The sequence below is a fragment of the Endozoicomonas sp. ALB115 genome (genome assembly GCF_049310245.1).
Taxonomy (GTDB): domain Bacteria; phylum Pseudomonadota; class Gammaproteobacteria; order Pseudomonadales; family Endozoicomonadaceae; genus Endozoicomonas.
In genome coordinates this window covers 110,636-124,531 of the sequence record NZ_JBLYZG010000002.1, presented here as the reverse complement: position 1 = coordinate 124,531, position 13,896 = coordinate 110,636, and the positions used below count along the sequence as shown (strand labels likewise).

Below are 13,896 nucleotides of genomic sequence, written 5' to 3'. Positions count from 1 at the left end.
GCACGTCCCCGGGAGGCTGTCCCGGGTTATTTCAGGATTATCCCGGGATCATCAAAGGGGCCATGAATCCGGTAACCAATGTCGGCCTGTTAAAGTCCAGATCGACTTAAACGACAATAAATCTATATCTTTATACCTCCTGCATCCATAAAATTGTGTAAGTTATAATCGTATAACCGCCTTCTTTTCCGATATTTTGACCTTTTCTGTAATTCAAGAAATCTATAAAGCTGGTTTTTTGATATTTTCAGAACCTGTTACGGGATATTTTTGAGATCAACACAGTCAGAGTAGCAATCCCAAAAACGTAAGGGAGTTACCTGGCATGAACAGCGTTCCCTCCAGTGCAGCAGTTATTGTACCCACCGAGCCTCCAATCTGCCCGATCTGCCATGATAGCCTCTACTCATCCAAAAATCGGAAGTTTGTGGGCAGGCACGTCGCTATTGCCAGGCCCTGCGGGCATAAGTTTCACTTTAAGTGCCTTTCCCGCTGGACAAAAGACCATCTGACCTGCCCTTACGGGCGGGGAGTCATTAAACATATGGTGGTGAAAAACCTGCCCCTGCCCCGGGGCTGGCGGCGTCAGATGGTCAACGCGGCAAAGGAGGGTGATATCAAGATCATCCAGACCCTGCTGCAACGGGGGGCAAAGGTGGATGCGGGCCGGACTTCAGGAAAAACCCCCCTTGCCTGGGCCGCTGCCAATAAGCACCTCGATGCTGCCCTGCTGCTGGCCAGAAGGGGTGGATCCGACCCGATCGGTCTGAGCAACCTGGGGTGTCTTTTCCAGAATGGTGGTGAGGGCATTCCGGTAGATCTGCACAAAGCGGAGCACTGGTACCTCAAGGCGGCTGAGTTGGGGGATATTGCAGCCATGTGGCAGCTGGGCCACCTGTATCAGCATGGTGGCAAGGGCTTTCCGGTAGATCTGCACAAAGCCGAGAGCTGGTACCTTAAGGCGGCTGAGCTGGGGGATATTGCAGCCATGTGCAGACTGGGCATCGTCTTTGCAAATGGTGGCGAGGGCTTTCCAGCCGATCTGCACAAAGCCGAGAGCTGGTACCTTAAGGCGGCTGAGCTGGGGGATATTATAGCCATGAACAACCTGGGCTGCCTGTATCATAATGGTGGCAAGGACTTCGCGGTAGATCTGCGCAAAGCGGAGCACTGGTACTGTGAGGCGGCTGGATTGGGGGATGCCTGCACCATGACTAACCTGGCCATACTGTATCTGGATGGCGGCGAGGGCTTACCGGCAGATCAGGATCAGGCAAAGTTCCTGTTGTTCAAGGCGGCTGGAATGGGGGATGTTGGAGCAATGACCAGTCTGGGCTGGCAGTATTTCAAGGGTAACAATGGCTTTGAGAAAGATCTGCACCAGGCGAAATCCTGGTGGCTCAAGGCGATTGAGCTGGGATGTGCTAAAGCCATGCTTCACCTGGGTTACCTGTGTCTTCATGGTGGCGAGAACTTTCCGGCAGATCTGCACCAGGCGAAAATCTGGTTGCTCAAGGCGGTTGAGCTGGGGGAAGATCCAGCCATTGTAGCTTCAGCCATGTACCAGCTGGTTTACCTTCATCACTATGCTGACCAGGACTTTGGGTTAGATCTGCGTGAAGCGGAGCGCTTGTACCTGAAAGCCATTGAGCTGGGGTCTCCTCTGGCCATGAGTAAACTGGGTCACCTGTATCTGGGTGGTGGCAAGAACTTTCCGGCAGACCAGTACAAGGGAGAACGCCTGTTGCTCAAGGCGGCTGAGCTGGGAAATGCGCCATCCATGAACACCCTCGGCAACCGTTATGTGCTTGGTGACGTGGGCTTTGAGGCAGATCCGCACAAAGCAAAACACTTTTTCCTCAAGGCCGCTGAGCTGGGATATGTTTCAGCCATGAGCAACCTGGGCTGGTTATATCTGTATGGTCGCAAACACTTTCAGGTGGATCTGCAGCAGGCGAAGCTCTGGTTGCTCAAGGCGGCTGACCTGGGTAACGCTTGGGCCATGTTCCACCTGAGTCATCTGTATGAGCATGGTGGGGCGGACTTCCCGGTAGATCTGGACCAGGCGAAGGCCTGGTTGCTCAAGGCGGCTGAGTTGGGGAATGACCTGGCCATCAAAAAACTGGAAAAAGTCTCTAAACCACAACCAGCTAAAAAACGCGGGTTTGATAAAACCTTTACTGATGAACCCGGCCACGCCCGCCCGGAAGGAGAATCCGGGGCTGGAGGCATAAAATGATGATAGCGAGGGCTTCCGGATCAGCTACAAGCGTTAATCACAAAGCTTCAATGATTCCCGGCAGAGATGTGACCCATTGATGATCATTGAGATTTTCAGAGCCTGGTAATGGATATTTTTGGGGGCTACCCGGTCTGAGTAACGGACTTAGCAATGTAACGAAGCCCCTTACATGAACAGCGTTCCATCCAGTGCGACTGTAGCCATACCCACCGCCCCCTCAAACTGCCCGATCTGCCACGATGACCTCTACCGACCTGAAAAGCCGGAGTTTGTCGGCAGGCACGTCGCCATAGCCAGGCCCTGCGGGCATAAATTCCACCTTAACTGCCTTACCCGCTGGACAGAAGCTCATCTGAAGTGCCCCTGCGGGCGAGGGGCCATTGAGGGTGTGGTGGTAGAAAACCTGACCTTGCCCAGGGGCTGGAAGCAGCAGATGGTCAAGGCGGCAAAGAAAGGCGATATCGGGATCATCCGGGCCCTGCTGAACCGGGGTGCGGACGTGGATGCAGGCCAGAGCCCGGGCAAAACGCCACTGGCCCTGGCCGCTATCAATAAGCACCTCGATGTTGCCCTGCTGCTGGCCGACCGGGGAGGGTCCGACCCAATCGGCCTGAGAAAGCTGGGGTATCTGTACCGGCTTGGCGGCGAGGGCGTTCCAGTAGATCTGTGCAAAGCGGAGCAATGGTTTCTTAAGGCTGCTGAGCTGTGGGACGCTTCCGCCATGTACAGCCTGGGCTGCCTGTATCAGGATGGTGGCGAGGGCATTGCGGTAGATCTGCGCAAAGCGGAGCGTTGGTACTATGAGGCGGCTGGACTGGGGCATATTGCTGCCATGAACAACCTGGGTCACCTTTATCAGCATGGTCGCGAGGGCTTTAAGGCAGATCCGGACCAGGGAAAGTTCCTGTTGTTCAAGGCGGCCGGGCAGGGCTGTGTCACCGCCATGTACAACCTGGGGTGCCTCTATCAGCATGGTGGCGTGGGTTTTGAGGTAGATTTACGTGAAGCGGAGCGATGGTACATAAAGGCGATTGGACTGGGGGATCCCCGGGCCATGAATAACCTGGGTGAACTGTATCTGCGCGGTGACAGGGGCTTTGAGGCAAATCCATATCTGGGAAAGCGCCTGTTGCTCAGGGCCTCTGGGCTGGGGATTACGCAATCCATGAACATCCTCGGCAACCGTTATGCGAATGGTGGCGAAGGCTTTGAGGCAGACCCGCACAAAGCGGAACAATTGTACCGCAAAGCCGCTGAGCTGGGATATGTTTCAGCCATGAGCAACCTGGGCTGCTTATATCTGTATGGTCGCAAACGCTTTCCAGTGGATCTGCAACAGGCGAAGTTTTGGTTGCTCAAGGCGGCTGATCTGGGTAACGCTGCGGCCATGTTCCACCTGAGTCATCTGTATGAGCATGGTGGGGTGGACTTTTCGGTAGATCTGGACCAGGCGAAGGCCTGGTTGCTCAAGGCGGCTGAGTTGGGGAATGACCTGGCCATGAAAAAACTGGAAAAACTCTCTAAACCGCTACCAGCTAAAAAGCGCGGGTTTGATGAAGCCTTTCCTGATGAACCCGGCCGCGCCCACCCAGAGGGCGAATCCACTGCAGCAGACAGTAACGGGCATAAAACGATGGTAGAGAAGGCTTCCTGATAGATCCACCAAATGCCCATGGTACGTGACAATATTTTGCGTCCCCCGGGAGGCTGTCCAGAGTTATTTCCGGATTATCCCGGGACCATCAAAGGAGCCATGAATCCGATAAGGAATTGTCCCGGAATAACTTCATCATTTTATTCAGTCCGGGAAAATGTCGCCGCCCGCTTCCCGCCACCCGCTGCCCGCAAAAGCACAAGTGGTTCCAGCTTTTCGGGAAGCGGGCGGCGGGTAGCGGGTAGCGACTGTAGAAATGTCGAAGTTATTTCAGGACAGCTCCTAACCAATGCTGGCCTGTTAAAGTTCACGTCGATTTAAACGACAATAAATTTGTATCTCTATACTTCCTGCATCCATAAAATTGTGTACGTTATAACCGTATAAACGCCTTATTTTCGGATATTTTGACCTGTTCTGGAATTCATGAAATATATAAAGCTGTTTTTTGATATTTTTAGATCCTGGTACGGGATATTTTTGAGATCAACACAGTCAGAGTAACAATCCCAAAAACATAAGGAAGTTACCTGGCGTGAACAGCGTGCCCTCCAGTACAGCAGTTGTTGTACCCACCGAGCCCCCAACCTGCCCGATCTGCCATGATGACCTCTACTCACCCAAAAATCGGAAGTTTGTGGGCAGGCGCGTCGCTATTGCCAGACCCTGTGGGCATAAGTTTCACTTTAAGTGCCTTTCCCGCTGGACAAAAGACCACGTGACCTGCCCTTACGAGCGGAAAGTCATTAAAAATATGGTGGTGAAAAACCTGCACCTGCCCCGGGGCTGGAAGAACAAGATGGTCAACGCGGCAGAGGAGGGTGATATCAAGATCCTCCAGGCCCTGCTGCAACGGGGGGCAAAGGTGGATGCGGGCCAAACTGCGGGTGAAACTCCCCTGGCCCTGGCCGTTGACAATAAGCATCTCAATGCTGCCCTGCTGCTGGCCGGAAGGGGAGGATCGGACCCGATCGGTCTGAGCAACCTGGGAAGACTGTTCAATGATGGTGGTGAGGGCATTCCGGTAGATCTGCACAAAGCGGAGCATTGGTATCTCAAGGCGGCTGAGTTGGGGGATGTTGAAGCCATGTGGCATCTGGGCTACCTGTATCAGTTTGGTGGCGAGGGCTTGTCGATAGATCTGCATAAAGCCGTGAGCTGGTACCTTAAGGCGGCTGAGCTGGGGGATATTGAAGCCATGTGCAGCCTGGGCATCGTGTATGCAAATGGTGGTGAGGGCTTTCCAGCCGATCCGCACAAAGCCGAGAGCTGGTACCTTAAGTCGGCTGAGCTGGGGGATACTACAGCCATGAATAACCTGGCCTGCCTGTATCAAGACGGTGGCAAGGACTTCGCGGTAGATCTGGGCAAATCGGAGCACTGGTACCTGAAGGCGGTTGGATTGGGGGATGTCTGCGCCATGAATAACCTGGCACTACTGTATCTGGATGGCGGCGAGGGCTTACCGGCAGATCATCAGGATCGGGGAAAGTCCCGGTTGTTCAAGGCGGCTGAGTTGGGGGATCTTGGAGCCATGACCAACTTGGGGTGCCAGTATTTCCACGGTGAGGATGGCTTTGAGAAAGATCTGCACCAGGCGAAATCCTGGTGGCTCAAGGCGGGTGAGCTGGGATATGTTGAAGCGATGCATCACCTGAGTTACCTGTATCTGCATGGTGGCGAGAACTTTCCGGCAGATCTGCATCAGGCGAAAATCTGGTTGCTCAAGGTGGTTGAGCCGGGAAAAGATCCAGCCAATATAGCTTCAGCCATGTACATGCTGGGCCGCCTATATCATTTTGGTGGCGCGGGCTTTGAGGTAGATCTGCATGAAGCGGAGCGATGGTACCTGAAGGCGGCTGGGCTGGGGGATGTTTTAGCCATGTACAACCTGGGTCGCCTATATCAGTATGGTGGCGAGGGCTTTAAGATAGATCTGCGTGAAGCAGAGCGATGGTACCTGAAAGCCATTGAGCTGGGGTCTCCTCTGGCCATGAGTAGGCTGGGTCACCTGTATCTGCGTGGTGGCGAAAAATTTCCGGAACATAGGTACGAGGGAAAACGACTGTTGCTCAAGGCTGCTCAACTGAGGAGAGACCTGGCCATCAAAAATCGGGAAAAAGCCTCTAAACCGCAACTCGCAAAAAAACGCGGACTTGATGAAGCCTTTCCTGAAGAACCCGGCCGCGCCCACCCAGAGGGCGAATCCACGGCAGCAGGCTGTAAGGCATAAAATGATGGTAGAGCAGGCTTCCCGACAGATCCGCCAAATGCCCATGGCAGGTGACAATATTTTGCGTCCCACGGGAGCGAAAAAAGGTTCAGCAAAATATGTTTCACGACAATGAATATATATCTATACCTCCTGCATCGATAAAATTGTGTGCGTTATAACCGTATAACCACCTTCTTTTCCCATATTTTGATCTGTTCTGGAATTCAGGAAATCCACAAAGCTGGTTTTTTGATATTTTCAGAACCTGGTACGGGATATTTTTGAGATCAACACAGTCAGAGTAGCAATCCCAAAAAGTAAGGAAGTTACCTGGCGTGAACAGCATTCCCTCCAGTGCAGCAGTTGTTGTGCCCACCGAGCCCACAATCTGCTCGATCTGCCATGATGACCTCTACTCATCCACCAATCAGAAGTTTGTGGGCAGGTGCGTCGCTATTGCCAGGCCCTGCAGGCATAAGTTTCACTTTAAGTGCCTTTCCAGCTGGACAAAAGGCCATGTGACCTGCCCTTACGGGCGGGAAGTCATTCAAAATATGGTGGTGAAAAACCTGCCTCTGCCCCGGGACTGGCGGCATCAGATGGTCAACGCGGCAAAGAAGGGTGATATCAAGATCATCCAGGCCCTGCTGCAACGGGGGGTGGAGGTGGATGCGGGCCGAGCGGCGGGTAAAACGCCCCTGGCCATGGCCGTTGCCAATAAGCACCTCGATGCGGCCCTGCTGCTGGCCAGAAGGGGAGGATCCGACCCGATCGGTCTGAGAAACCTGGGGGAGCTTTTCCAGAATGGTGGTGAGGGCATTCCGGTAGATCTGCACAAAGCGGAGCAATGGTATATCAAGGCCGCTGAGTTGGGGGATATTGCCGCCATGTGGCATCTGGGCTACCTGTATCAGTTTGGTGGCGAGGGCTTTTCGATAGATCTGCACAAAGCCCAGAGCTGGTACCTTAAGGCGGCTGAGCTGGGGGATATTGCAGCCATGTACAGCCTGGGCATCGTGTATACAAATGGTGGCAAGGGCTTTGAGATAGATCTGCACAAAGCCCAGAGCTGGTACCTTAAGGCGGCTGAGCTGGGGGATACTTCAGCCATGAATAACCTGGCCTACCAGTATGAGCATGGTGGCAAGGACTTCGCGGCAGATCTGTGCAAAGCGGAGCACTGGTACCTGGAAGCGGCCGGATTGGGGGATGCCTGCGCCATGAATAACCTGGCCCTACTGTATCTGGGTGGCGGCGAGGGCTTACCGGCAGATCATCAGGATCAGGGAAAGTTCCTGTTGCTCAAGGCGGCTGGAATGGGGGATGTTGGAGCCATGACCAACCTGGGCTGCCAGTATTACGAGGGTGACAATGGCTTTGAGAAAGATCTGCACCAGGCGAAATCCTGGTGGCTCAAAGCGGTTGAGCTGGAAGGTGTCAGGGCCATGTTTAACCTGGGTTACCTGTATCTTTATGGCGGCGAGGGCTTTGAGGCAGATCTGCACCAGGCGAAAATCTGGTTGCTCAAGGTGGTTGAGCGGGGGAAAGATCCAGCCATTATAGCTTCAGCCATGTACCTGCTGGGCTACCTTCATCACTATGCTGACGGGGGCTTTGGGGTAGATCTGCGTGAAGCGGAGCGGTGGTACCTGAAGGCGGCCATGCTGGGCGATGATTCCGCCATGAACAAGCTGGGTGGCCTTTATCTGTATGGTGACGAGGGCTTTGAGATAGATCTGGACCAGGCGATCCCCTGGTTGCTCAGGGCGTCTGAGCGGGGTAATGCTTCAGCCATGAACAAACTGGGCACTCTGTTTGAGCTAGGTAGCAAGGGCTTTGTGGCAAATCTGTATGAAGCGGAGCGCTGGTACCGTATGGCAGCCAGGCTGGGGCATGCCAAGGCTATGAAAAACCTGAGGAACCTCAAAAGCAGTGTGGAGGTAGCTTCCTGATAGATCCGCCAAAAGCCTTTGCGTATTCAGAGTACATTCAGGCAGAGGATGAATCAGGAAGATTATATCGGCCGGGTTATTTTTTCGGCTTATTGGAGAACAGCCTGTCCAGGGTCATTTTAGGGTCAGCAAAGGAGCCATGAATCCGGTAACGGATGCTGGCCAGCTGATCCACCTGTTTGCCCACCAGTCTGTCCGCAATGTAAATAATACCCGCCACCTGGGGAGCAGTGCCCAGCAGTACGCTGAGAATCGGCAGATTGGATGACACAGGCAGGGTAACCACCAGGCTCAGATCCAGCTGTTCGGTGTTGGTATCGATAGTGCCATCCAGTTTGAAGTCGGAAGACGGTCCTTCGATCACCATGGGTGAATTGAAGGTAATCAGTCCCCGGTTAAAGTTCAGGCTGCCCTTGATTTGATCAAAACTGATACCGGACGAGTAGAGATCGGAAAAGTCCAGCTTTATCCTTCTGGTCAGTGCTTCGGTATTAAAAATACCAAATAATTTAAGTGCTTCCGACGAGCCATTATCGACTTTGCGCAGCCGCCCCTTCTTCAGCAGCAAATCGATCCGGCCTTTCATGGTGGCAATCGAACCTCCAAGAGGCGATCCATCCCAGTTCAGGCTGGCCTCGAAACGGCTTTCCCTGGCCTCAAGAAAACCTGAAGAGCCCAGGGCTTTCTGCAATGCTGTGATGTCCGTGCCCTTAAGTTCTCCCTGAACCCAGCTGCGCTGTTCACCGTCCGTCAGCACCCAGTCTGCCAGACCATTCAGCGACATACCCGACAGCTCACCGGTAATATGATCGATCTTGACACCGTTGGGTCCATGACGAAGTTTAAAACCGATGCTTGCAGGCGTTCGGCCGCCAACCTGAATATGGTTGATGTTCACATCAAGATTGGGCAACGTTGCCGGATTGATGTCCGCCAGGCTGTCCCCGGATTCTGAAGGACTATCTCCGGAAGCGGTTTCAGAAGCAGGCTCTGGCAGATGTACACGGTCAATATAAAGAGACCACGGTGCAGTTTGCTGGTCAGGAATCCATAAATCACCTTTCAGTGTCTGTCCATCAACGGCCAGTTTCATACCTTTTCTGTCAGACTGTGACCTCTGATTCTGAACCGCCTGCTGAAGTGAAACCGATATATCCGGCCAGAGATAATCCCCATACTTCAGTGAACCGAGGCGAACATTGTCAAGGGCCAGGCGTGAGGCCAACTGTTGCTCGACAGGACTACCGGGCTGCCCTTCAAAGCGAGCCTTCCAGGGACCGAGATCCAGTTCCGGCAAAGCACCGGTCACCAGAAATTGATTCCCTGAAGGCCAGGCAGCAGAGCCTGTACCAGGGTGGGAAGCATCGTCACCCAGTGTCATCAGGGCAGACTCCGGGGAAAACTCTGGCGTCATTCTCATGTCCAGCCGCCCCAGTTTGCCCAGCGTCACACCCAGCAGCTGGTGACCTGTTTTTTTGGTCAGAGAAAACGTCAGGGGTAGCGGTGTATCCGCCGTTTTACCCACCGGCGCTGGCAGTTCAACATTAACGCCAAGCAGTTCACTGCCGACCCTGAGTTCCGTGTTATTGTCGTCTAATCCCAGGGATAAGCTAGCGCGATAATCCGTTTCTCCCTCCAGCAAACTGAGCCAATCCAGCTTCAGCCAGTCCTGAAGTGAAGACACTGAGGCTCTGCCTGACCAGACAATATCGGTGGCAACGGGTTGTTGATTCTGTACCATCGAACGTATCTGAAATTGAGCCGGCTGATCAAACAGTTGACCAGATAACTGTCGTGCAGTAAGTCCACGGTCAGTGCTGTAGGAGAGATCACCGGCAATGCCTTTTGCGGCAATCCCCACCTCAGGAATCCCGAAGGTAAATGATTCCACAGCGCCACGGATATCCACTTCAGAACGGCCCGGGTCATCCAGAGGAAGTGTCAAATCAAGTCCGGCATCCAGCTGCCCCTGCAACGTCCATTGCTCTGCTGCACCCTTCATCCAGTCATTAACGGGTGTCCGGGTAAGAAAGTGCTGCAGAGTCTCGCCACTGGCATTCAGCTGACTGCTGATCCTGAGTATTGATGTCCCGTCCAGCGGCACTCGCGCGACTATACCATCCAGTTGGCCACCCGCTGACTCTGCCTGCTGGCCCTGTACTTCCACCCGGTCATCGTTAACATAAACCTGCCCGGCCAGGCCGGTAATCACAGGCCAGTCAGGCGCGTAGTCCAGCTCGCCATTCTGGAGATCAAAAAAAAGTCCCCATCGGGAATCCTGCGGGCCGATATCTCCACGCTTACCACCAGATAGAGCACCGTTATAAATAAACCCGCCCCCTAAGATATCTGCCTTGCGGATGGCGGTATCCAGCCAGTGCACCAGACCGCTGTTCATGGGCAGCAAGGCTGGCAGGTATTTGCCCGTATAGCGGGCATCACCATTGCTCATGCCCACCGTCAATGCCATATCCAGGGTGTCACCTTCATGCCATTTCAGCGGGATATCAAGCCTGAGCTTGCCTTTCAGATCACCTTCAGCCCCCACCAGGGCGATGTCATCCGACTTCAAAATATAAAAGTCATCAATAACATCCCAGTAAAGGCGTGCTTTGGCAGTAGCAAATGTCCAGGTCTCCCGGAACAGTTTGGGAAAGCCCAGCTGGAAGTTCCGGGTATCCAGGTCAAGATAGCCCTGCAGCAGGTTCATCCTTAACTGACCACTGACATTGCCCCCGGAAGGAGCGCCATGCCAGGCAGCCACCGACACATTGTCAAGCCGGGCACTCAAGTCGAAATCAAACGGTTGACGGGATGGGTAAAAACGGATGGCCAGATCCTTCAACTGGCCAATGGGATTCAGGGTATTCACCAGATCAGCCACCGGTTCCGGAAGCGCATCGGTATCCAGTAACCATCGTTTCAGCAGATCCAGATCCAGGTTTTCGGTCGCTACGGTTACCGTATATTCTTCAGCACGGCCACCGGCCAGATACCAGCTGTTTTCCCACTGATAAACCGTCCCGTTATGCAGGCGGTTCTCCAGATTGAGGCCATTCAGCCAGATCTGCCAGCTGGATTCTGACAACGGCTCCCGGGACAAAACGCCCTGCATAAATACATGGGTCTGTCCGGAAAGATGGTGCAACGCACCAGCGTTATCCCGATACGTTACATCAGGAGAAGCGATCTCTCCCTGTACTTGCCAGGCCCCATCATCATAAAGCCACCGGGTCTCCAACTGTACCACTGCTGACAGCACATCATCATAACAACCAGACCACAGGACACAGAGCTGCTCAGCATCAAGATCACTGGCGACGGCCACTCCCTGCCACCGGGAAAACTGACCAGGGCCGACGATGCCAGAGCCATCGATGGCAAGATAACCAGCACCCGCCTCAAGACGGACCGACAGATTTTTCTGGTCACCATCCGTCATGACCGTCAAATGCTGGCCACGAATATCACTGCCCTCACCATTGGCTTTGCGCATATTCAGGCGGATATCACGAATATCCACCTTCTTTTGCAGGGCAAGCCATTCCAGTGCAGAACTCTGTTGATATTCAGGAGCCTGTAATGATGACCCGGCAACCCGTTGAATACCGGATAGCGCCCACTGGGCACCATCGCCACGGACCAGCGCAACATTGACGCCATTGATTTCCAGGGATGAAAATACCGGCGTCCAGTGTAACAGTGACTCCTTCAGGCTCAATTCCAAAGCCAGCTGCGAGATACTGAACCCGGCCTGATCTGCCTCTTTACCTTTAAGCGTCAACCCTTGCATGGATAACCATGGCTCGCCATCATTCCATTGCGCAGACATGGACTCAATTTGCAGATCAGCCTGTAAACGGTCGCTGAGAACACCTGAAAGCTGAGGCAGCAGAACCGGTAGGGCACTGAACATCAGTCGCCCGAGTCCTACTAGAATGACCAGAATGGTTAACCCGGTCAGCAGCAGCCGCCAACTCCATTTCATCAAACTATTCAGTAGACGGAGACTGCCAGATGGTGCATTTTCGCCATCTGCCTCATGAATAAACGGAGCACTCCGCCTGAGGCTGTTTACCATCCGCTTCAACAACCGAGTTCCCGCCCTGACAAACCATTGGACAACTGACCATCAGCCAGCCGTATAACAAAAGTGACGCTCAACAAAATATCAATCCAGTAACCATTACCAAATACTAAAAAAACACTACCCGCTTCCCGTTAACCGCTCCCCTGAGAAGCGGGGTAGCGGTTAACGGGAAGCGGGCAGCGTTCGTTACACCAGAACTACATCAAACTGTTCCTGGGTGTAGATCGGCTCTACCTGAAAACGAATAGGCTTCTGGATAAACTCTTCAAGATCGGCGACATTATTGGACTCTTCATCCAGCAGACGGTCTATCACGGTCTCAGCTGCCAGCACCGTATAACTGTCACCATCATAGGCCCGGACAGCCCGGAGAATTTCCCGAAAAATCTCGTAGCATACCGTCTCTGCCGTTTTCAAGGTACCACGACCCTCACAGGTTGGGCAGGATTCGCACAGAACATTCTCCAATGACTCACGGGTTCGTTTGCGGGTCATCTCCACCAGGCCCAGTTCACTGACGCCGGTAAAATTGGTCTTGGCATGGTCCTGCTCCATGGCCTTTTCAAAAGCACGCTGAACCTGCCGCTGATGCTCCGGATCTTCCATATCAATAAAGTCGATAATGATGATCCCCCCCAGGTTCCGTAAACGGAGCTGGCGGGCAATGGCAACGGCCGCTTCAAGGTTGGTTTTAAAGATAGTCTCTTCCAGATTACGATGGCCAACAAAGGCACCGGTGTTGACATCGATGGTAGTCATGGCTTCGGTCTGGTCAATAATCAGATAGCCACCGGACTTCAGCTGAACTTTACGGCTAAGCCCCTTGTTGATCTCATCCTCAACGCCAAACAGATCAAAAATCGGGCGTTCGCCGGGGTAATATTCCACCCGGCCATCAATCTCAGGCACCAGCTTCTTGACGAATTTGGACACCTTTTCAAAGGTTTCCCGGGAATCAATGCGGATCTTTTCAATATTGGGATTGACCAGGTCGCGCATGGTTCGCAAGTGCAGCGGCAAGTCTTCATAGACATTGGCCGGTGCCCTGCTCTCCCGGATATTCTCTTCGATGGTGGCCCACAGCCTGCGCAGAAAGAGAATATCCGCACGCACCTCATCTTCGCCAATGCCTTCTGCTGCCGTTCTCAGAATAAAGCCACCGGCACCATCATCACCGCCAAGGCAAGACTCAACCAATTGCCGCAGACGTTCCCGCTCCTCAACATCTTCGATGCGCAGCGAGATCCCAACGTGGTTGTTTTTTGGCATGTGCACCAGATAGCGGGCCGGAATGGAGATATGGGTGGTCAGGCGGGCACCTTTGGTACCCAGGGGATCTTTGGTTACCTGAACCACCAGCGACTGGCCTTCATGCACCAACTCATAAATCGGGCGTTCCTGGGTCTCTTCCCCGTTTTTTTCATGGCGGCTGTCCTGCCTGGGCGCAATTTCACTGGCATGAATAAACGCCGCCCGTTCAAGGCCAATATCAACAAAGGCGGCCTGCATTCCCGGCAGGACACGAACCACCTTCCCTTTATAAATATTGCCGACAATACCCCGACTTCGGGCACGCTCGACATAGATCTCCTGCAGCACCCCATTTTCAACCAGAGCCACCCGTGATTCCATGGGCGTGATATTCATGAGAATTTCTTCGCTCATCCCAGTCCCTCAATTCCTTTAATGCATTGACCTGTGGTGCCTCTGCAGACGGACGATGAGTTTCGTCTCAGGCATCAC

6 protein-coding genes are annotated in these 13,896 nt (G+C 53.5%); 4 read left to right on the top strand and 2 right to left on the bottom strand.

Annotated features, from left to right (window positions below; all coding sequences use genetic code 11):
- Nucleotides 1-325 precede the first annotated feature (325 nt).
- The 4 genes from ACO6VE_RS01605 to ACO6VE_RS01590 all read left to right on the top strand — a co-directional run bounded on the left by ACO6VE_RS01605 (nt 326) and on the right by ACO6VE_RS01590 (nt 8,063).
- Nucleotides 326-2,239, top strand: a complete 1,914-nt coding sequence (locus ACO6VE_RS01605) for an RING finger domain-containing protein (RefSeq protein ID WP_422449228.1) — start codon at nt 326-328, stop codon at nt 2,237-2,239.
- A gap of 172 nt (nt 2,240-2,411) precedes the next feature.
- Complete coding sequence (locus ACO6VE_RS01600; protein WP_422449230.1) at nt 2,412-3,896, top strand: ankyrin repeat domain-containing protein; 1,485 nt, start codon at nt 2,412-2,414, stop codon at nt 3,894-3,896.
- A gap of 535 nt (nt 3,897-4,431) precedes the next feature.
- Complete coding sequence (locus ACO6VE_RS01595; protein ID WP_422459375.1) at nt 4,432-6,129, top strand: RING finger domain-containing protein; 1,698 nt, start codon at nt 4,432-4,434, stop codon at nt 6,127-6,129.
- Nucleotides 6,130-6,446: 317 nt separating this feature from the next.
- Complete coding sequence (locus ACO6VE_RS01590) at nt 6,447-8,063, top strand: RING finger domain-containing protein (RefSeq protein ID WP_422449234.1); 1,617 nt, start codon at nt 6,447-6,449, stop codon at nt 8,061-8,063.
- A 76-nt stretch (nt 8,064-8,139) separates the two neighbouring features.
- Here the strand turns inward: ACO6VE_RS01590 and ACO6VE_RS01585 are convergent, their stop codons facing one another.
- Nucleotides 8,140-12,051 (bottom strand): YhdP family protein, encoded by a 3,912-nt coding sequence (locus ACO6VE_RS01585; RefSeq protein ID WP_422459374.1) that lies wholly within the window; start codon nt 12,049-12,051, stop codon nt 8,140-8,142.
- A 288-nt stretch (nt 12,052-12,339) separates the two neighbouring features.
- Nucleotides 12,340-13,818 (bottom strand): ribonuclease G, encoded by a 1,479-nt coding sequence (gene rng, locus ACO6VE_RS01580; protein ID WP_422459372.1) that lies wholly within the window; start codon nt 13,816-13,818, stop codon nt 12,340-12,342.
- Nucleotides 13,819-13,896: the final 78 nt, after the last annotated feature.